This window comes from Mycobacterium sp. NPDC003323 (genome assembly GCF_053589535.1).
The window spans coordinates 463,276-481,732 of the sequence record NZ_JBSFSB010000001.1 but is presented as its reverse complement, the minus strand read 5'-3'; the positions used below and the strand labels follow the sequence as shown (position 1 = coordinate 481,732).

General features: G+C 67.8%; 21 protein-coding genes. 13 read left to right on the top strand and 8 right to left on the bottom strand.

The features are described from left to right. Nucleotides 1-4: 4 nt before the first annotated feature. Genes ACWDUN_RS02035 through ACWDUN_RS02015 form a run of 5 tightly spaced genes read left to right on the top strand, consistent with a single transcriptional unit; the run spans nt 5 to nt 3,111 of the window. Nucleotides 5-1,519, top strand: a complete 1,515-nt coding sequence (locus ACWDUN_RS02035) for a phytoene desaturase family protein (RefSeq protein WP_449923885.1) — start codon at nt 5-7, stop codon at nt 1,517-1,519. Continuing rightward, a complete protein-coding gene (gene wrbA, locus ACWDUN_RS02030; protein ID WP_449923882.1) occupies nt 1,516-2,115 on the top strand; it encodes an NAD(P)H:quinone oxidoreductase in 600 nt (199 codons plus the stop codon). The genes ACWDUN_RS02035 and wrbA overlap by 4 nt, the downstream gene beginning before the upstream one ends. A gap of 29 nt (nt 2,116-2,144) precedes the next feature. Beyond that, entirely contained in the window at nt 2,145-2,360 is a 216-nt protein-coding gene (locus ACWDUN_RS02025) for a DUF2945 domain-containing protein (protein WP_449923879.1), read from the top strand. After that, complete coding sequence (locus ACWDUN_RS02020) at nt 2,357-2,782, top strand: hypothetical protein (RefSeq protein ID WP_449923876.1); 426 nt, start codon at nt 2,357-2,359, stop codon at nt 2,780-2,782. The genes ACWDUN_RS02025 and ACWDUN_RS02020 overlap by 4 nt, the downstream gene beginning before the upstream one ends. Next, the gene (locus tag ACWDUN_RS02015) at nt 2,779-3,111 is read left to right on the top strand and encodes a DUF3140 domain-containing protein (protein WP_449923873.1); all 333 of its coding nucleotides are present in this window, start codon (nt 2,779-2,781) and stop codon (nt 3,109-3,111) included. Before ACWDUN_RS02020 ends, ACWDUN_RS02015 begins: the two co-directional genes overlap by 4 nt. Before the next feature lie 117 nt (nt 3,112-3,228). Here ACWDUN_RS02015 and ilvC read toward each other — a convergent pair whose 3' ends face one another. The 3 genes from ilvC to ACWDUN_RS02000 are packed head-to-tail and all read right to left on the bottom strand — an operon-like array spanning nt 3,229 to nt 6,628. Next, the gene (gene ilvC, locus ACWDUN_RS02010; RefSeq protein ID WP_449926162.1) at nt 3,229-4,230 is read right to left on the bottom strand and encodes a ketol-acid reductoisomerase; all 1,002 of its coding nucleotides are present in this window, start codon (nt 4,228-4,230) and stop codon (nt 3,229-3,231) included. A 44-nt stretch (nt 4,231-4,274) separates the two neighbouring features. Beyond that, complete coding sequence (gene ilvN, locus ACWDUN_RS02005) at nt 4,275-4,781, bottom strand: acetolactate synthase small subunit (protein WP_449923871.1); 507 nt, start codon at nt 4,779-4,781, stop codon at nt 4,275-4,277. After that, entirely contained in the window at nt 4,781-6,628 is a 1,848-nt protein-coding gene (locus ACWDUN_RS02000) for an acetolactate synthase large subunit (protein WP_449923868.1), read from the bottom strand. The genes ilvN and ACWDUN_RS02000 overlap by 1 nt, the downstream gene beginning before the upstream one ends. 262 nt (nt 6,629-6,890) lie before the next feature. On the opposite strand from ACWDUN_RS02000, the gene ACWDUN_RS01995 reads away from it, so the two are divergent. Beyond that, complete coding sequence (locus ACWDUN_RS01995) at nt 6,891-7,280, top strand: PH domain-containing protein (RefSeq protein ID WP_449926159.1); 390 nt, start codon at nt 6,891-6,893, stop codon at nt 7,278-7,280. Between the two features lie 3 nt (nt 7,281-7,283). On the opposite strand, the gene ACWDUN_RS01990 is transcribed toward ACWDUN_RS01995, so the two are convergent. After that, complete coding sequence (locus ACWDUN_RS01990; RefSeq protein ID WP_449923866.1) at nt 7,284-8,105, bottom strand: DoxX family membrane protein; 822 nt, start codon at nt 8,103-8,105, stop codon at nt 7,284-7,286. A 150-nt stretch (nt 8,106-8,255) separates the two neighbouring features. Here ACWDUN_RS01990 and ACWDUN_RS01985 point away from each other — a divergent pair, with 150 nt between their 5' ends. Next, a complete protein-coding gene (locus tag ACWDUN_RS01985) occupies nt 8,256-9,374 on the top strand; it encodes a PQQ-dependent sugar dehydrogenase (RefSeq protein ID WP_449923863.1) in 1,119 nt (372 codons plus the stop codon). Between the two features lie 61 nt (nt 9,375-9,435). Here ACWDUN_RS01985 and gatB read toward each other — a convergent pair whose 3' ends face one another. Both gatB and ACWDUN_RS01975 read right to left on the bottom strand, forming a co-directional pair. Continuing rightward, complete coding sequence (gatB, locus tag ACWDUN_RS01980) at nt 9,436-10,938, bottom strand: Asp-tRNA(Asn)/Glu-tRNA(Gln) amidotransferase subunit GatB (protein ID WP_449923860.1); 1,503 nt, start codon at nt 10,936-10,938, stop codon at nt 9,436-9,438. A 170-nt stretch (nt 10,939-11,108) separates the two neighbouring features. Beyond that, nucleotides 11,109-12,140, bottom strand: a complete 1,032-nt coding sequence (locus ACWDUN_RS01975) for an ATP-dependent 6-phosphofructokinase (RefSeq protein ID WP_449923857.1) — start codon at nt 12,138-12,140, stop codon at nt 11,109-11,111. Between the two features lie 108 nt (nt 12,141-12,248). Here ACWDUN_RS01975 and ACWDUN_RS01970 point away from each other — a divergent pair, with 108 nt between their 5' ends. Both ACWDUN_RS01970 and ACWDUN_RS01965 read left to right on the top strand, forming a co-directional pair. Then, complete coding sequence (locus ACWDUN_RS01970; protein ID WP_449923855.1) at nt 12,249-12,491, top strand: DUF6480 family protein; 243 nt, start codon at nt 12,249-12,251, stop codon at nt 12,489-12,491. A gap of 5 nt (nt 12,492-12,496) precedes the next feature. Beyond that, the gene (locus tag ACWDUN_RS01965; protein WP_449923853.1) at nt 12,497-14,284 is read left to right on the top strand and encodes a thiamine pyrophosphate-requiring protein; all 1,788 of its coding nucleotides are present in this window, start codon (nt 12,497-12,499) and stop codon (nt 14,282-14,284) included. On the opposite strand, the gene gatA is transcribed toward ACWDUN_RS01965, so the two are convergent. Beyond that, nucleotides 14,285-15,769, bottom strand: a complete 1,485-nt coding sequence (gene gatA / locus ACWDUN_RS01960) for an Asp-tRNA(Asn)/Glu-tRNA(Gln) amidotransferase subunit GatA (RefSeq protein ID WP_449923850.1) — start codon at nt 15,767-15,769, stop codon at nt 14,285-14,287. Then, nucleotides 15,769-16,068 (bottom strand): Asp-tRNA(Asn)/Glu-tRNA(Gln) amidotransferase subunit GatC, encoded by a 300-nt coding sequence (gatC, locus tag ACWDUN_RS01955; protein WP_449923847.1) that lies wholly within the window; start codon nt 16,066-16,068, stop codon nt 15,769-15,771. The genes gatA and gatC overlap by 1 nt, the downstream gene beginning before the upstream one ends. A 70-nt stretch (nt 16,069-16,138) precedes the next feature. On the opposite strand from gatC, the gene ACWDUN_RS01950 reads away from it, so the two are divergent. The 4 genes from ACWDUN_RS01950 (at nt 16,139) to ACWDUN_RS01935 (ending at nt 18,448) form a co-directional block, all read left to right on the top strand. Continuing rightward, nucleotides 16,139-16,798, top strand: coding sequence for an amino acid-binding protein (locus ACWDUN_RS01950; protein ID WP_449923844.1), 660 nt, complete (start codon nt 16,139-16,141; stop codon nt 16,796-16,798). Nucleotides 16,799-16,896: 98 nt separating this feature from the next. Then, the gene (locus ACWDUN_RS01945) at nt 16,897-17,511 is read left to right on the top strand and encodes a DUF4178 domain-containing protein (protein WP_449923841.1); all 615 of its coding nucleotides are present in this window, start codon (nt 16,897-16,899) and stop codon (nt 17,509-17,511) included. Nucleotides 17,512-17,519: 8 nt separating this feature from the next. Continuing rightward, entirely contained in the window at nt 17,520-18,020 is a 501-nt protein-coding gene (locus tag ACWDUN_RS01940; protein WP_449923838.1) for a DUF2617 family protein, read from the top strand. Beyond that, nucleotides 18,017-18,448, top strand: coding sequence for a DUF4247 domain-containing protein (locus ACWDUN_RS01935; RefSeq protein WP_449923834.1), 432 nt, complete (start codon nt 18,017-18,019; stop codon nt 18,446-18,448). The genes ACWDUN_RS01940 and ACWDUN_RS01935 overlap by 4 nt, the downstream gene beginning before the upstream one ends. The last annotated feature ends 9 nt before the right edge of the window (nt 18,449-18,457 follow it).

The following is an 18,457-nucleotide window of genomic DNA, read 5'->3' as shown; positions in this document are numbered from 1 at the left end:
TAATGTGTGCCGTCCGCGCTACCACAGTCACGTGCGGGTCGGCGTCCGAACCGAGCAGACACACCGGGCGATGTTGTCTACTGGTGTCGTGGACGTCACCGTCGTCGGAAGCGGGCCCAACGGCCTGACCGCAGCCGTCATCCTCGCCCGTGCGGGCCTGTCCGTGCGGGTCATCGAGGAGCAACCCACCGCCGGGGGCGGCGCGCGCACGCTGCCCGACCCCGAGTACTCCGGGGTCGGCCACGACATCTGCTCGGCGGTGCATCCACTCGCGCTGGCCTCACCGTTCTTCGCCGCCTATGACCTGCAGGCGCGCGGTGTCGAGTTGGCGGTGCCCGATATCGCTTACGCCAACCCGATGCCGGACGGGCCCGCCGCGGTCGGTTATCGCGATCTCGAGCGCACCTGCGCCGAACTGTCCGATGGCGATTCGTGGCGGCGACTGCTCGGTCCGCTCGCGGCCGACTGTGAAGGTGTCGTGGGACTCATCCTCGGCGACAAGCGTTCGATTCCGCCCTCGCTCACCGCCGGACTCAAACTGGCGCCACGACTGCTGGTCCAGGGCGGCCCGCTGTGGAACACGCTCAAGGGTGAGGACGCCCGCGCACTGTTCACTGGCGTTGCCGCTCATACGATCTCGCAGATGCCCTCGCTGGTGGCGTCCGGCGCCGGGCTGATGCTGGCCACTCTCGGACACGCGGTGGGCTGGCCGATCCCGGTGGGCGGATCGCAGGCCATCCCGGACGCCCTGATCGCCGACCTGCTCGACCACGGCGGCGAACTCGTGCTCGGTGAGCGGGTGACCACCCCGCCCGGCGGTGTCGTGCTCTACGACACCGCGCCGACCGCGCTGCTGTCGATCTATGGATCCTCGCTGCCGCCGCGTTACGCAAAGGCCTTGCGGCACTACGCGTATGGACCCGGTGTGGCGAAGGTGGACTTCGTACTGTCCGGCGAGATCCCGTGGCGCGATGCCCGCGTCGCGCAGGCGCCGACGCTGCACCTGGGTGGCACCCGCGCTCAGATGGCGTTGGCCGAACGGGAGATCGCCGCGGGCCGGCACGCCGAATGGCCGATGATCCTGGCCGCGCTGCCGCATCTGGCCGATCCGAGCCGCATCGATGCGCAGGGGCGCCGGCCGCTGTGGGCCTATGTGCACGTACCGGCCGGTTCGACGGTGGACATGGCCGAGGCCGTCACCGACGTCTTCGAACGGTTCGCCCCCGGCTTCCGCGACCTGGTCGTGGCCGTGCGCAGCGTGCCGGCCGCGCGGTTGTCCGAACACAACGCCAATCTGGTCGGCGGCGATATCGGTGTCGGCGGCAACAACATGCGCAGCGCGATCGCCGGTCCCACCCCACGCTGGAATCCGTGGTCCACACCGATTCCCAAGGCGTACCTGTGCTCCTCGGCCACCCCGCCGGGCGGCGGTGTGCACGGCATGGCCGGCTACTACGCCGCACGTGCCGCTCTGCGACACGAGTTCGGGATCCGCGACCTGCCTAAACTGGCGCCATGACCCGCCTCGCTGTCATCTATTACTCGGCCACCGGCCACGGCACCTCGATGGCGGCGCGGGTGGCCGCCGCTGGTGAGGCCGCCGGCGCGCAGGTCCGGGTCCGCCACGTCGCCGAGACCGCCGATCCGGAATCGTTTGCGCAGAACCCGGCCTGGACCGCCAATTACGAGGCGACCAAGGAACGTCCCGCCGCCACCGGTGAGGACATCGTCTGGGCCGACGCGGTGATCTTCGGCTCCCCCACCCGATTCGGCTCACCGGCGGCGCCGTTTCGCGCGTTCATCGATTCGCTCGGCGGTCTGTGGGCCGACGGCAAGCTCGCCGACAAGGTGTACGCCGGATTCACCTCCACCCAGACCACGCACGGCGGTCAGGAATCCACCCTGCTCAATCTCTACGTCACGCTGATGCACTTCGGCGGCATCATCGTCGCGCCCGGCTACACCGATCCGGTGAAGTTCGCCGACGGCAATCCCTACGGTGTCGGCCTGATCGCCAACCGGGACAACGTCTCGGATCTGGACGAGGCGACCAACAACGCCCTCGATCACCTGGCCCGGCGCGTCGTGGCGATCGCCGACCGGATGGGTGACTGAAACCGCCCGCACCCGGGTACACCGCCGGAATGAGCGAATCATTCAAAAAGGGCGACAAGGTGTCGTGGCAGAGCCACGGCACCACCGTGCCCGGCACCGTCGAGAAGAAGATCACGTCGGACACCGAAGCTGCCGGGCGCACCGTACGCGCCAGCAAGGACGAGCCGCAGTATCAGGTGCGCAGCGACAAGTCCGGTAAGGACGCCGTGCACAAACCCGAGTCGCTGAAGAAGCGTTCGTCGTGAAATCGGTGGACGAAGCCCACGCCCGGCCCGACGGCGCCTCCGATGACACCGTCGAGGCCGCAGGCAAGGTGTCCGAGGCATTGGAGTACGTCGAGCGTGCCCGCGGATACCTGTACTCGTTTCACCAATTGATGGGGCACGCCGATCTGCTGCTCGGAGAGGCGGCCGACGCGCTGCGCGACGCCGGGCATGCCGAGATCGCCGATCGGCTGACCGAGGACATGGTCGGACGCAATGTTCTGCAGGGCCGCTGGACATTTCAGATTGTCGAAGATTTCGATGACAACTACTGGGCCGTGATGCGCGACCACGAGAAGCGGGTGCGCGACGAGTTGATGGACGGTAAGCGGCATGTGTTCGAGGCGGAGATGAAAGAGGACCGGCGCACGAAGGGCCGCGCGGGTCATGAGGCGACACCATGAGCGAGGACAATGACGGCACGTACGAGGAGTTCTCCGAAGTCGTGAACATGACGGCCGGTGAGCTGGAGAAGTGGCTGAAAACCGACGAGTCCAAGGACGTCGGGCAGAAGAAGGACGGCGGCGAGTCGACCGGGCATGAGAGCGGCCGTCGGATCGTTTCGATTCTGAAGACGAAGAAGGCCGATCTGTCCGACGAGGACTACGCGCACATGCGCAAGGTCGTCGGGTATTGCCACCGCCATCTGGCGCAGCACCCCAAGGGCGATGTCGAGGACAGCGCCTGGCGGTACTCGCTGATGAACTGGGGACACGACCCCACCAAGAAATAACCGTGGCGTCTCGTGTGAAAGGCGTGTCCGATCTAGTTCGGGCATGGCCAGATACGCGAAATGGCTGCTACCGATCTCTCGGTAGCAGCCATTTCGCGTATCTCGGCGGGGTGAAACCTAGGCGGTTTCGGTGATCGGCCGATCGACCCAGCTCATCAGGTCGCGCAGCTTCTTGCCGGTGACCTCGATGGGGTGCTCGGCGTTCTCCTTGCGCAGGCCCTCGAGCTCGGTGTTGCCGTTCTCGACGTTGGCGACCAGGCGCTTGACGAACGAACCGTCCTGGATGTCGGAGAGGATTGCGCGCATCCGGTCCTTGGTGTCGGCGTCGATGACACGCGGGCCGGAGATGTAGCCGCCGAACTCCGCGGTGTCGGACACCGAGTAGTTCATCCGGGCGATGCCGCCCTCGTAGATCAGGTCGACGATCAGCTTGAGCTCGTGCAGCACCTCGAAGTAGGCCATCTCCGGGGCGTAGCCGGCCTCGACCATGACCTCGAACCCGGCCTTGATCAGCTCCTCGGTGCCGCCGCACAGCACGGCCTGCTCACCGAACAGGTCGGTCTCGGTCTCTTCCTTGAAGGTGGTCTTGATGACGCCGGCGCGCGCCCCACCGATGGCGGCGGCGTACGACAGCGCCAGCGCCTGGCCCTCGCCCTTGGGGTCCTGGGCCACGGCGATCAGCGCGGGCACACCCTTACCGTCGACGAACTGACGACGCACCAGGTGGCCGGGACCCTTCGGCGCGACCATGCCGACGGTGATGTTCTCAGCCGGCTTGATCAGACCGAAGTGGATGTTCAGGCCGTGCCCGAAGAACAGCGCGTTGCCGTCCTCCAGGTTGGGCTCGATGTCGTTCGTGAAGATCTCGGCCTGCGCGGTGTCGGGCGCGAGCACCATGATCACGTCGGCCCACTTGGCGACCTCGGCCGGGGTACCGACCTCCAGGCCCTGCTCCTCGACCTTGACGCGGGACTTCGAGCCCTCCTTCAGGCCGACCTTGACCTGCACGCCCGAGTCACGCAGCGACAGCGAATGGGCGTGGCCCTGGCTGCCGTAGCCGATCACCGCGACCTTGCGGCCCTGGATGATCGACAGATCCGCGTCGTCGTCGTAGAACAGTTCGATTGCCACTCTGTTTTCCTTACCTTGTTTCTCGATGAAAGCTATTTGGCAGTACCGATACCGCGCGGCCCACGCGCCAGCGACACGATGCCGGACTGCACGATCTCCCGGATCCCGTACGGCTCGAGCACCCGCAGGAATGCTTCGAGCTTCTCCGGAGTTCCGGTGGCCTCGATGGTCAGTGACTCGGTGGACACGTCCACCACTTTGGCCCGGAATAGATTAACCGCTTCGATAACCTGGCTGCGGGTGACCGCATCGGTGCGCACCTTGATCAGTGCCAGTTCGCGCGACACCGACTGGGACTCGTCCTGCTCGACGATCTTGATCACGTTCACCAGCTTGTTGAGCTGCTTGGTGACCTGCTCCAGCGGGAAGTCCTCGACCTCGACGACGATCGTCATCCGGGACAGGTGCTTCTGCTCGGTGGCGCCGACGGCCAGGGACTGGATGTTGAAGCCGCGGCGGGAGAACAGCGACGCGACGCGCGCCAGCACGCCGGGCTTGTCCTCGACGAGCACCGACAGGGTATGGGTCGACAGTGTCATCAGGCGTGTCCCTCTTCGGAATCGAACAGTGGCCGGATACCGCGCGCGGCCTGGATCTCGTCATTGCTGGTGCCGGCGGCGACCATCGGCCACACCTGTGCGTCGGCGCCGACGATGAAGTCGATCACCACCGGACGGTCGTTGATCTCACGCGCCTGCTGGATGACGGATTCGACGTCTTCGGCTCGCTCACAACGTAATCCGACACAGCCGAGCGCCTCGGCCAGCTTCACGAAGTCCGGGATCCGGCGCGAGTGGGTCGCCAGATCGGTTTGGCTGTACCGCTCTTCGTAGAACAGCGTCTGCCACTGCCGCACCATGCCCAGGTTGCCGTTGTTGATCAGCGCCACCTTGATCGGCGCACCTTCGATCGCGCAGGTGGCCAGCTCCTGGTTGGTCATCTGGAAGCAGCCGTCCCCGTCGATGGCCCACACCTCGGCCTCGGGCCGGGCGAACTTGGCGCCCATGGCCGCCGGCACGGCGTAACCCATGGTGCCCAGCCCACCGGAGTTCAGCCAGGTCTTGGGGTTCTCGTACTTGACGAACTGCGCGGCCCACATCTGGTGCTGACCGACACCTGCGACATACACCGCCTCCGGTCCGGCGAGCTGGCCCAGCTTCTCGATGACGAACTCGGGGCTCAGGCTGCCGTCGCTCTGCGGGCCGTAGCTCAGTGGGTAGGTCGCCTTGATGCCGGACAGGTACTGCCACCAGCTGTCCAGGCCCAGCGAGGATGCCGACACCTTGTCGCGGCGCAGCACCTGCAGCAGATCGGCGATGACATTGCGCACATCACCGACGATGGGCACATCGGCGTGCCGGTTCTTGCCGATCTCGGCGGGGTCGATATCGGCGTGGATGACCTTTGCGTCCGGCGCGAAAGAGTCCAGCTTGCCGGTCACGCGGTCGTCGAAGCGGGTGCCCAGGGCGATCAGCAGATCGCTCTTCTGCAGAGCGGCCACCGCCGAGACCGAACCGTGCATGCCCGGCATGCCCATGTGCTGCGGATGGCTGTCGGGGAACGCACCGCGCGCCATCAGGGTGGTGACCACCGGGATTCCGGTCAGCTCGGCCAGTTCCAGCAGTTCGGCGGTCGCCTCACCACGGATCACGCCGCCACCGACATAGAGCACCGGCTTACGCGCCTCGGCGATCAGCTTGGCCGCCTCGCGCACCTGACGGCTGTGCGGCTTGGTGTTCGGCTTGTATCCGGGCAGGTCCATCACCGGCGGCCAGGCAAAGGTGCACTCGCCCTGCAGGATGTCCTTCGGGATATCGACGAGGACTGCTCCGGGCCGTCCGCTCTGCGCGATGTGGAACGCCTCGGCGATCACGCGCGGGATCTCGTCGCCGTCGCGCACCAGGAAGTTGTGCTTGGTGATCGGCATGGTCATGCCGGTGATATCGGCTTCCTGGAAGGCGTCGGTGCCGATCAGGCCGCGACCGACCTGACCGGTGATCGCCACCACCGGAATGGAATCCATCTGCGCATCGGCCAGCGGGGTGACCAGGTTGGTTGCACCCGGGCCGGACGTGGCCATCATGACGCCGACCTTGCCGGTGGCGTGCGCATAGCCGCTGGCGGCGTGGCCGGCGCCCTGCTCGTGGCGGACCAGCACGTGTCGCAGCTTGCGCGAGTCGTACAGCGGGTCGTACACCGGCAGCACCGCACCGCCGGGGATACCGAAGATCACCTCGACGCCGATCTCCTCGAGCGAGCGCACCACCGACTGCGCACCGGTCATCTCTTGCGGGGCAACATTATTGGCCTTCGGCGCCGCCGCGGGGGCCTGGGTGCCGTTCGCGCGCTGGGTGGATTCCGGCGGTCGCGTGGTGGGTGCGCTCACTTTTTCCTCTTAGATTCGATGAGTTGTGGGGGTCGGGATTGTCCTGTGACAGCAAAAAACCCCCGTCAGCGGTGTCCGCTGTACGAGGGTTGGCGCGTCGATGCTGTGGCTATGCCCGGCAGAGGGCCAGCGCGGCATCAACGCGCCAACCAATTACTACGAGCATGTCCGGGGTGTACATAACCTGCGACGGTAGTCCGGCCACTGCTCAAAGGTCAAATTGCCCCTGTGCCCGGAAGCGGCGGTGACCGGCGATGCGAAGATGTTCGGCGTGAGTCAGCCCTCCCCGCTCGTCATCCGCATCTCCCCGATGGCCCATATCGCGGTCGGCTTCATCACGCTCGGGATCTTCGCGCTGATCTATGCGCTGCCCAACTGGAGCTGGGCGCTGCTGGTCGTTCCGGTGCTGGCATCGGCGGTCATCGCGCGCTATCGCACCGTCGCCGACCGGGAGCACGTGACCGCACGGTCGCTGCTGGGCAGCAAGACCGTGGCGTGGACCGATATCGAGGGCCTGCGGTTCACCCGTTCGTCGTGGGCGCGGGCCCGACTGACCGACGGCACCGAGTTGGCGCTGCCGGCCGTCACTTTCGCGACGCTGCCGCTGTTGACGGCCGCCAGCGGCGGCCGGGTGCCGAACCCGTACGCGTAGCGGTCAGGCCAGCGGATTGGCGCCGTTGAGCAACACCCACATGCCGACGCCGACGCCGATGCCGACAAGCAGCGCCAGGAACGACCCGACGAAGGGCCGACGGGCCCATCCGCGTCCGGCGTCTAACCCGTAACGTCCCGGTCCGGTCAGCGTCAGCGCCGCGGCCAGCAGCACCAGGGTCACCTGATGCTCGTGTCCGGTCGGGACGACGAAATCGGAGAATCCGACGCCCTCCTGCCCGGCGATCGAGGCCAGCAGCGCATTGATCAGGTAGGCCAGTGCGGCGGCCGCGGCCAGCGGGGTGAACAGGCCCAGTACCAGCAGCAGACCGGCACCGATCTGGGCGGCGGCCCCGACATAGGTCAGCAGGCCCGCGTGCTGGTAACCGAGTTCGGCCAGCGACCCCTCGAACTCGCCGAGACCGGACCCGCCCCACCAACCGAACGCCTTCTGCAGCCCGTGCACGATCAGCAGTGCGCCGAGCCCCAGCCGCAGGATCAGCAGTCCGAGGTCGAGGGTGCCGCGACGGCCGGCGGCACGGATCTGCGCCTCGGCGTCGTAGGGGCCGATCTCCGCAGGCCCGGCCGGAGCGGCGGCGTACGGATTCGGTGTGGCCGGCGAAACGTAGGGAAGCGGTTCGGGCTCGTTGAGCAGCGGGAAGTTCGGCTGGTCCGACTTCGACGCGCCGGTCGTGTCGTAACGCGGAATGGCGGTGGTCTCGAAATCGCCCCCGTAGGTCGACGAGGGAAGATCGTCTTCCGGGTCGACCATCTGCGCCGACGCGGGCCGTTGCCAGTCGGTCAGGTTCTGAGGTTCAGCGGTCACAAAACCCAGCGTAGGTGCAAGTCACGGCAGAACCAGGGATTGGCGCGGCGCATTGCGCACCTTATCCGCACCGTTGCCGAGTTGTGACACACGAGTACCGGCGGTGCCCCTTCGTGGCCGCACTGCCGGGGAATCCGTAACCTGGCCAGCATGACTTTGGGCGGACCGGCACGGATTGCCGTGGTGCTGTGCGCGGTGATGCTGGCGGGTTCCGGATGTGCGCGCTTCGACGACGCGCAATCCCAACCGTTCACCACCGAACCCCAGATGGCGCCGCCTCCCCCGACCAAGCCGGAGCCGCCACCACCGCTGCCGGCCACACCATTCCCGAAGGCCTGCCCCGCGCCCGGCGTCATGCAGGGCTGCCTGGAGAGCACCAGCGGCCTCATCATGGGTGGGGACAGCCAGTCCGCGCTGGTGGCCGAGCGCACCACCGGCGTGATCAAGGAGGTGTCGACCAAGGCCGAGCCGGTGGTGAAGATGACCATCCCGGTCGACCCGTCCGGCGACGGCGGTCTGCTCGACATCGTGAAGTCGCCGACCTACCCGCAGGATCGGCTGATGTACGCCTACGTCAGCACGCCGACCGACAACCGGGTGATCCGCATCGCCGACGGCGACGTCCCCAAGCCGATCCTGACCGGCATCCCGAAGGGCCCGGTCGGCAACACCGGGGCGCTGCACTTCACCAGCCCCACCACCCTGCTGGTGCTCACCGGCGATGCCGGCAACCCGGCCCAGGCCAACGACCCGGCGTCCCTGGCCGGCAAGGTGTTGCGCATCGAGCAACCGACCACGGTGAACCAGGCGCCGCACACCACCGCGCTGAGCGGGATGGGCAGCGGCGGCGGCATGTGCGTCGACCCGTCCGACGGCTCGCTGTATGTCACCGACCGCACGCCGACAGCCGACCGGATGCAGCGGATCACCAAGGATTCCGCGGTGTCCACGGTGTGGACCTGGCCGGATCGTCCGGGTGTGGCCGGTTGTGCCGCACTGGACGGGACCGTGCTGGTGAACCTGGTGAACACCAAACAGACGGTCGCGGTGCGACTGGCACCGGAAACCGGCGCCGTCACCGGCGAACCCGAGGTCGTCCGACAGGATCAGCACGGCCACGCCTGGGCGCTGGCGGTCTCCCCCGACGGCAACATCTGGGGTGGCACGGTCAACAAGACCACCGGTGACGCCGAGCGGCTCGACGATGTCGTCTTCCCGCTGTTCCCGTCCGGTGGCGGGTTCCCGCGCCAGAACGCCGACAAGACCTAGGAGACCTCGCGATTTCGGTGAGGTTCCGTGCGGTGTGCGCACGGAACCTCACCGAAATCACTCAGGAACAGGCGGCGAGCACCAGTTCCCGGACGCGCGCGGCGTCGGCCTGCCCCTTGGTGGCCTTCATGACCGCGCCGACGATGGCGCCGGCGGCCTGCACCTTGCCGCCGCGAATCTTGTCGGCGACATCTGGGTTCGCGGCCAACGCCTCGTCCACTGCGGCCTGGATCAGCGAATCGTCGCGCACCACGACCAGTCCGCGATCGTTCATGACCTGCTCGGGTTCGCCCTCACCGGCGAGCACCCCCTCCACGACCTGGCGCGCCAGCTTGTTCGACAACTTGCCGTCGTCGACGAGCTTGACCACCGCGGCAACCTGGGCGGGCGTGATGGGCAGCGCATCGAGTTCCACACCGGATTCGTTGGCCTTCTGCACCAGGAAGTTGCCCCACCAGGCGCGCGCCGCCTCGCTGGAGGCGCCCTTGGCGACGGTGGCCGCCACCAGGTCGATCGCGCCGTTGTTCACCAGGTCGCGCATCACCTCGTCGGAGATCCCCCACTCCTGCTGTACCCGCTTGCGGGTCAGCCACGGCAGTTCCGGGATGGTGGTGCGCAGACGCTCGACCAGTTCGGCCGGCGGTGCCACCGGTTCCAGGTCCGGTTCCGGGAAATACCGATAGTCCTGCGCGGTTTCCTTGCTGCGGCCGGCGGTGGTGTGGCCGTCCTCGTGGAAGTGCCGGGTCTCCTGGGTGACGGTGCCGCCGGACTTCAGCACCGCGGCCTGGCGGCGCATCTCGTAGCGCACGGCGACCTCGACACTGCGCAGCGAGTTCACGTTCTTGGTCTCGGTGCGGGTGCCGAATTCGCTTGCGCCCTTGGGCTTCAGCGACACGTTGGAGTCGCAGCGCATCGAGCCCTGGTCCATCCGGACATCCGAGACGTCCAGTGCCCGAAGCAGATCGCGCAGTGCGGTGACATAGGCGCGGGCGATCTCGGGCGCGCGCTCACCGGTGCCCTCGATGGGCCGGGTGACGATCTCGATCAGCGGCACGCCCGCGCGGTTGAAATCGGCCAGCGAGGTCGTCGCACCGGCGATGCGGCCGGTATCGCTGCCCAGGTGGGTCAGCTTGCCGGTGTCCTCCTCCATGTGCGCGCGCTCGATCTCGACCCGCCAGGTGCTGCCGTCCTCCAGCGGGACGTCCAGGTAGCCGTTCACCGCGATCGGTTCGTCGTACTGGCTGATCTGGTAGTTCTTCGGCTGGTCCGGGTAGAAGTAGTTCTTGCGGGCGAACCGGCCCCACGGCGCGATCTCGCAGTTGAGCGCCAACCCGATCCGGATCGCCGAGTCCACCGCGGCCTGGTTGAGCACCGGCAGCGACCCGGGCAGGCCCAGGCATACCGGGCAGACCTGGGTGTTGGGTTCGGCCCCGAACTTGTTGGCGCACGGGCAGAACATCTTGGTCGCGGTCGAAAGTTCGACGTGCACTTCCATGCCCATCACCGGGTCGTACTCGGCGATGACGTCGTCGTAGTCGGCGAGTTCGGCAATAGAAGTGGTCATGACAGGTGATTTTAGTGCCAGCCCTCGCCCCCCGAGCTACCAGGTTTCAGCCGCGAGGAGCAGGGTGCAACCATGCTGACGCCAGGCACGCAAGAACGCCCGCACAGCTACACCAGTTCAGCCGGGCTTCGACATCAACAACGAGACTGAAGCCACGTCTGAACCGAGGCTCAGCCGAAGAACTCGGCGGCGTCGTCGTAGCGGCTCTGCGGCACCAGCTTGAGTTGTCGGGTGGCATCGGCCAGCGGAACCCGCCCGATGTCCTGCCCGCGCAGCGACACCATCATCCCGTACTCCCCCGCGTGCGCGGCGTCGGCGGCGTTGACGCCGAACCGGGTGGCCAGCACCCGGTCATAGGCCGTCGGGGTGCCGCCGCGCTGGACGTGGCCGAGCACCGTCACCCGGACATCCTTCTTGATGCGCTTCTCCACCTCGATGGCCAGCTGCTGGGCCACCCCGGTGAACTTCTCGTGGCCGAACTCGTCCATACCGCCCTGGCGCAATTGCATCGATCCCTCGGCCGGCTTGGCGCCCTCGGCGACCACGCAGATGAAATGCGAATCCCCGCGCTGGAAGCGCTGTTTCACCAGCCGGCAGACCTCCTCGACATCGAAGGGCTGCTCCGGGATCAAGGTCATGTGCGCTCCGGAGGCCAGCCCCGCGTTCAGCGCGATCCAGCCGGCGTGGCGGCCCATGACCTCGACGAGCATGACGCGCTGGTGCGACTCGGCGGTGCTGTGCAGCCGGTCGATGGCCTCGGTGGCGATCGTGAGCGCGGTGTCGTGGCCGAACGTGACATCGGTGCAGTCGATGTCGTTGTCGATGGTCTTGGGAACCCCGACGACCGGCACCCCTTCTTCGGACAGCCAGCTCGCGGCGGTCAACGTGCCCTCGCCACCGATCGGGATCAGCACGTCGATCCCGTTGTCCTCCAAGGTCTGCTTGATCTGCGGCAGACCCGCCCGCAATTTCTCCGGGTTGGTGCGCGCGGTGCCGAGCATCGTGCCGCCCTTGGCCAGCAGCCGGTCGTTGCGGTCATCGTTGCGGAGCTGGATCCGGCGGTCCTCCAACAGACCGCGCCAACCGTCGAGGAACCCGACCACCGACGAGCCGTACCGGGCGTCACTGGTCCGCACCACCGCCCTGATCACCGCATTCAGGCCTGGACAGTCGCCGCCGCCGGTCAGCACTCCGATCCGCATGCACCCGATCTTGCCAGCTTCGGCCCGGCGCGGCGCGATCACCGACCGAACGTGTGAGATCGCGGCATCGGGGTATCCGGGCCGGACATGCACCGATCGGAAGTAGACATGACTGCCACTCCGCCCGACCCTGACCCACGTCGTACACCCGGTCTCGAACCTGGCGGCGGGGTGACGCCGGGAAGTACCCCGCCGGACTCCGCCCAGACCTCGGGCCTGGGCGAGCCCTATCCCAGGCCACGCCGCAAACTCACCCCAACCGCCGTTGTCAGCCTGATCGCGCTCGCGTTGTTCGTGTTGATCTTCGCGGTCTCGGCGGTGTATCTGCTGGCCGTCGACATGCCGAACTGATCACCATGGCCGACGATGTCGCCGATTATGTCCTGGCCCGGCTGCGGGAATGGAATGTCCGCCACGTCTTCGCCTATCCCGGCGACGGCATCAACGGACTCGTCGCCGCGTTCGGCCGCTCCGATGACAACCCCCGGTTCATCCAGACCCGGCACGAGGAGATGGCGGCGTTCGCGGCCGTCGGGTACGCCAAATTCACTGGTGAGGTCGGTGTCTGCATGGCCACCTCGGGCCCGGGTGCGATCCACCTGCTCAACGGGCTCTACGACGCCAAGCTCGATCACGTGCCGGTGGTGGCCATCGTCGGCCAGACGGCGCGCAGCGCCATGGGCGGCAGTTATCAGCAGGAAATCGATCTGCAGGCGCTCTACCGCGATGTCGCCAGCGATTACCTGGTCGAGGTGAACACGCCCAACCAGCTACCCAACGCCCTGGATCGCGCCATCCGCACGGCCCAGACCCGGCGCGCACCGACGGCGGTGATCATCCCCGCCGATGTGCAGGAGGAGCAGTATTCGGCTCCGGAACACGCCTTCAAACAGGTGCCGTCCAGCCCACCGAGCGATGCCGCACCCATGATGGGTCCGGATCCGCAGCTGATCGAGCAGGCCGCCGAGATCCTGAACGCGGGCTCCAAGGTGGCGATCCTCATCGGCCAGGGTGCCCGTGCGGCGGCGGCACATGTCTGCGAGGTCGCCGAGATCACCGGAGCCGGTGTGGCAAAAGCGTTGCTGGGCAAGGACGTTGTGCCCGACGATCTGCCGTATGTCACCGGCTCGATAGGTCTGCTGGGCACCCGGCCCAGCTACGAGCTGATGCGCGACTGCGACACCCTGTTGATCGTCGGCTCGAATTTCCCGTATTCGCAGTTCCTTCCGGAGTTCGGGCAGGCCCGCGCCATCCAGATCGACAATGACGGCACCTCGATCGGGATGCGCTATCCCACCGAGATCAACATCGTCGCCGACGCCACCGCGGCCTTGACCGAGCTGATCCCCCGGCTGACATATGCCGCCGACCGGTCCTGGCGCGAGACGGTGGAGAATAACGTCGCCGATTGGTGGCGCACGATCGAGCGGCAATCCCAGACGCCGGCGGACCCGGTGAACCCCATGCTGGTGGCCGCCGAACTGTCACCGCGCCTTCCGCACGACGCCATCGTGACGGCCGATTCCGGATCGTCGACCAACTGGTACGCGCGGTGCCTGCGATTCACCGCGGGCATGCGCGGCTCCCTGTCGGGCACGCTGGCCACCATGGGAGCGGCCGTGCCGTACGCGATCGGCGCCAAGTTCGCCCATCCCGACCGGCCCGCCATCGCGCTGGTGGGCGACGGCGCGATGCAGATGAACGGGCTGGCCGAACTGTTGACCGTCAGGCGATATCACGCCGAGTGGTCCGACCCGCGTCTGATCATCTGCGTCTTCCACAACAACGACCTCAATCAGGTCACCTGGGAGTTGCGCGCGATGGGTGGAGCGCCGAAATTCGAGCAGTCGCAATCGCTTCCGGAGGTGTCCTACGCCGACATCGCCCGATCGATGGGTCTGGCGGCCATCGCGGTGGACGATCCGGCCCAGGTCGGCCCGGCCTGGGACGCCGCGTTGTCGGCCGACCGACCCACCCTCATCGATGTGCGCTGCGATCCCGAGGTGCCGCCCATACCGCCGCACATCACCTTCGAACAGGCCAAGGAGATGGCCGGGGCCGTGATCAAGGGTGATCCCAATCGCTGGCATCTGCTGATGCAGGGCGCCAGGATCAAGGCCAAGGAGTTGCTGCCCGGCCGGTGATCAGAGCGCGGTGCGCAGTGCGCCGCGCGCCTGTTCGTAGGCCGCGCCCACCCGGTAGAGCCGGTCATCGGCATGCGCGGGCGCCATGATCTGCAGACCCACCGGCAGGTCGTCCTCGGCGGCCAGCCCCGACGGCACCGACATACCGCAGTGCCCGGCGAGGTTCAGCGGCAGCGTGCACAGGTCGAACAGGTACATGGCCAGCGGGTCGTCGACCTTCTCCCCCAACCGGAATGCGGTGGTCGGCGTCGCCGGCGAGACCAGCACATCGACCTGCTCATAGGCGCGGTCCAGATCACGCGCGATCAACGTGCGCACCTTCTGCGCCTGGTTGTAGTAGGCGTCGTAGTAGCCGGCCGACAACGCGTACGTTCCGATCATGATGCGGCGCTTGACTTCCGGGCCGAATCCGGCGGCGCGGGTCATCGCCATGACCTCTTCGGCGCTGTGGGTGCCGTCATCACCGACCCGCAACCCGAAGCGCATGGCGTCGAAGCGCGCCAGGTTCGACGACACCTCCGACGGCAGGATCAGATAGTAGGCCGCCATCGCGTGATCGAAGTTCGGGCAGTCCACCTCGGTGACCTGAGCTCCCAAACCCTGCAACTGCTCGACGGCGGTGTTGAAGGAGTCCAGCACCCCGGCCTGATAGCCCTCGCCGCGCAGCTGTTTGACCACACCGACGCGGACACCGGTGAGATCGCCGGAGGCACCGGCGCGGGCGGCGGCCACCACATCGGGCACCGCGACGTCCACCGAGGTGGAATCACGCGGGTCGTGGCCGGCGATCACCTGGTGCAGCAGCGCGGTGTCGAGCACGGTGCGCGCGCACGGGCCGCCCTGGTCCAGCGACGAGGCACACGCGATGAGCCCGAACCGGCTGACCGTGCCGTAGGTGGGTTTGACGCCGACGGTCGAGGTCAGCGCGGCGGGCTGACGGATCGAGCCGCCGGTGTCGGTGCCGATCGCCAGCGGGGCCTGGAACGCGGCGAGCGCTGCCGCGCTGCCGCCGCCGGAACCGCCGGGCACCCGCTCGGTGTCCCACGGGTTGCGGGTCGGGCCGTAGGCCGAGTTCTCGGTCGAACTGCCCATCGCGAACTCGTCCATATTGGTCTTGCCCAGGATGGGGATGCCCGCGGCGCGCAGCCGGGTGGTCACCGTCGCGTCGTACGGGGAGTTCCAACCCTCCAGGATCTTCGACCCGCACGTGGTCGGCATGTCCGTGGTGGTGAACACATCCTTGAGCGCCAGCGGAACCCCTGCCAGCGGTGACGGCAGTTCCTCGCCGGCGGCAACGGCCTTGTCCACCTGCGCGGCCGCGGCCAGGGCCTGCTCGGCGCCGACGTGCAGAAAAGCGTGGTAGCGCTCGTCGGTGGCGGCGATCTGGTCCAGATGTGCCTGGGTGACCTCGCTCGAGGACACTTCCTTGGCGGCGATGCGGGCGGCCAGCGTGGCAGCGTCTTCCCTGATCAACTCGGAACTCATCACTCGGCCTCCCCCAGGATGCGCGGCACCGCGAAGCGACCGTCCTCGGCGCGCGGGGCGGCATCGAGGGCCGCGTCCTGCGTCAGCCCGGCCACCACGGTGTCCGGACGGGTCACGTTGACGCTCTTGAGCGGGTTGTCCGTGGGCTCGACGCCGGTGACGTCGACGGACTGAATCCGGCCGACATGGGCCAGGATGGCGTCGAGTTGGCCGGCAAAACTGTCCAGCTCACCATCGGTCAGCGCGAGCCGGGACAGGCGCGCCAGGTGGGCGACCTCGTCACGAGATATCTGGGACACGGCGCTCAAGCCTAGTCGTGACCGTCGGGCCGAATCGCCGCGCCCCGACGCCTGTGACAGGGTGTTCGCCGTGCCGTCTTATCTGCTGCGGGTCCAGCTGGAGGACCGACCGGGCAGCCTCGGCTCGCTGGCCGTGGCCCTCGGTTCGGTGGGCGCCGACATCCTGTCCCTCGACGTCGTCGAGCGCGGTGCGGGTTATGCCATCGACGATCTGGTCGTCGAACTACCGCCCGGCGCGATGCCCGATGCGCTGATCACCGCCGCCGAACACATCAAGGGCGTCTACGTCGACAGCGTCCGGCCGCACACCGGCCTGCTGGAGGCACACCGCGAACTCGAACTCATCGACCACATCGCCGCCGCCCACGGCCGGCTCGACAAGCTGCGGGTGCTCGCCGACGAGGCGCCCAAGGTGCTGCGCGTCGGCTGGTGCACCGTGCTGCGTGCCGACGGCACCGACGTAGCGACCGTCGTCGGCAGCGCCGGCGCCCCGGAAACCCGCGCGCAGGCCGCACCCTGGCTGCCCCTGCAGCGCGCCGCGGCCCTGGATGCCACCGCGGACTGGGTGCCGCAGGTGTGGCGGGACATGGATATCGCGCTGGCCGCGGCGCCGCTCGGCGACCCGGCGACCGCGGTGGTGCTCGGACGCGCGGGCGGACCGGAGTTCCGGCCCTCGGAGGTGGCCCGGCTCGGATATCTGGCCGGCATCGTCGCGACCATCCTGCGCTGACCTTCGCCGATTCAGCTGAGAGTCCGCTGTGCGTCCGGCTGTTACGGTGGAATTGCGCCATCTGCCGACTGCCGTCGAAGCACTCTGAAAGGTCTTGCGTGGGAGAACTGCTGATCGTCCTCGCCATCGTCCTCATCGCGGCCGCAGTCATCGTCTTCCTCGTCGCGCGCAGCCGCCCGAAGAAGCCGGCAGCGCCGGTCACCCGCCAGGACCCGCTGCGTTTCGCCTCGCAGACCGACACCTTCGGCCCGCGTCAGCTCGGTCCCGGTGCCATCGTCAGCTACGGCGGCACCGATTACGTGGTGCGCGGCTCGGTGACGCTGCGCGAGGGCCCGTTCGTCTGGTGGGAGCACCTGCTGGAGGGCAAGGCCGACGAGCCACCGGTCTGGTTCAGCGTCGAAGAGGACGAAGGCCGTCTCGAACTGTTCTGGTGGCACAAGCGCACCGGACTGCCCGCCGACCCGGGCAGCAGCGTCACCGTCGACGGCGCCACCTTCACCGTCGAGGAGAACGGCCGCGCCTCGTATACCACCGAGGGCACCACGGGGCTGCCCGCCGGCGGCGACATGGACTATGTGGACTACAGCGGCCCCGGTGATGCCAAGCTCGGCTACGAGCGCTGGGCGCCCGGCATGGCCTGGGAAGTGTCCTACGGCAAGCCGGTTCGGGCCGGTGAGCTGACCGTCTACCCGGCACCGCCGGCCGGCTCCTAGGCACTGCCTTGCCGTTGCACCGTCTGCACGTGGTTCCCGCCGATGTCAGCGGCGCCGGTCTGCGGCTGACATTGAACGCCCCGGCACCGCAACCGCTGGTGAGCTGCACGCTGACCCATCCGCACGGCGCCGATCTGGTGCTCGGCGTGCTGGGCGCCTCGCATGTGATCAGCGTCGACCGGTTCTGCGAACAGGTGTCGTGCACCGTCCTGCCCGACAGCGCGGTGCTACCGGATCGCGCCGAGAAGCCGGGCTACCGTCTGCATTCCGACACCGTCGTGCACGACGAGCCGGCGTTCCGGCGCATCGCCGATGATCTGCGCCACCGCTGTGAACACGAGCGCGGCTGGCTGGGCGGCAGCTTCCCCGGTGACGAAGCCGCGCTGACGGCGCTGTGCGCCGAGCCGGACGGGCCGGGCTGGCGCTGGCAGACCTGGCATCTGTATCCCGATTCCCGCGACGGGTTCGGGGGAATGATCGTGCACACCGAAAGCCGGTGGCAGCCGTGACCCGCGGCAGTCTGTTCGGATTGGCCGGGCTACTCGGCGTGCTCGGCGTGATGTCGTTGATCGGCGGAATCGTGTTGCAGAGCAAAGATGTTCGCAGCCATGTTCGCGACACCTACCGGCAGTATTCGGCCGACGGCAGCAACGGTCGTTATGAATGCACCGGTTCGCCCAAGGCCGTCGCCGACGACATCGCCGCCTACGACGCCCCCGAGGCGCGCGCGTCGGACCGCGGGACCGAGTACCTGCGCTACAACGACGACATCGTGACCGTCGGACCCGAGGGGACCTACCCGTGCAGCGTGCGGGTCGAGGACGTCAACGACCGCTACAGCGGCGGTGCATTCATATTCCTGGGCCCGGGATTCACCCCGGGCTCACCAGCGGGCGGCTCGGGCGGAAGCTCCGGCGGACCCGGCGGAACGAAGTAACGGGGAGAG

Bases quoted from the DNA above. Each gene is read 5' to 3' on its own strand.
- wrbA (WP_449923882.1), top strand. From the start codon at position 1,516: ATGACCCGCCTCGCTGTCATCTATTACTCGGCCACCGGCCACGGCACC.
- ACWDUN_RS02025 (WP_449923879.1), top strand. From the start codon at position 2,145: ATGAGCGAATCATTCAAAAAGGGCGACAAGGTGTCGTGGCAGAGCCAC.
- ACWDUN_RS02015 (WP_449923873.1), top strand. From the start codon at position 2,779: ATGAGCGAGGACAATGACGGCACGTACGAGGAGTTCTCCGAAGTCGTG.
- ilvN (WP_449923871.1), bottom strand. From the start codon at position 4,781: ATGACACTGTCGACCCATACCCTGTCGGTGCTCGTCGAGGACAAGCCC.
- ACWDUN_RS01995 (WP_449926159.1), top strand. From the start codon at position 6,891: ATGTTCGGCGTGAGTCAGCCCTCCCCGCTCGTCATCCGCATCTCCCCG.
- ACWDUN_RS01985 (WP_449923863.1), top strand. From the start codon at position 8,256: ATGACTTTGGGCGGACCGGCACGGATTGCCGTGGTGCTGTGCGCGGTG.
- gatB (WP_449923860.1), bottom strand. From the start codon at position 10,938: ATGACCACTTCTATTGCCGAACTCGCCGACTACGACGACGTCATCGCC.
- ACWDUN_RS01975 (WP_449923857.1), bottom strand. From the start codon at position 12,140: ATGCGGATCGGAGTGCTGACCGGCGGCGGCGACTGTCCAGGCCTGAAT.
- ACWDUN_RS01970 (WP_449923855.1), top strand. From the start codon at position 12,249: ATGACTGCCACTCCGCCCGACCCTGACCCACGTCGTACACCCGGTCTC.
- ACWDUN_RS01965 (WP_449923853.1), top strand. From the start codon at position 12,497: ATGGCCGACGATGTCGCCGATTATGTCCTGGCCCGGCTGCGGGAATGG.
- gatA (WP_449923850.1), bottom strand. From the start codon at position 15,769: ATGAGTTCCGAGTTGATCAGGGAAGACGCTGCCACGCTGGCCGCCCGC.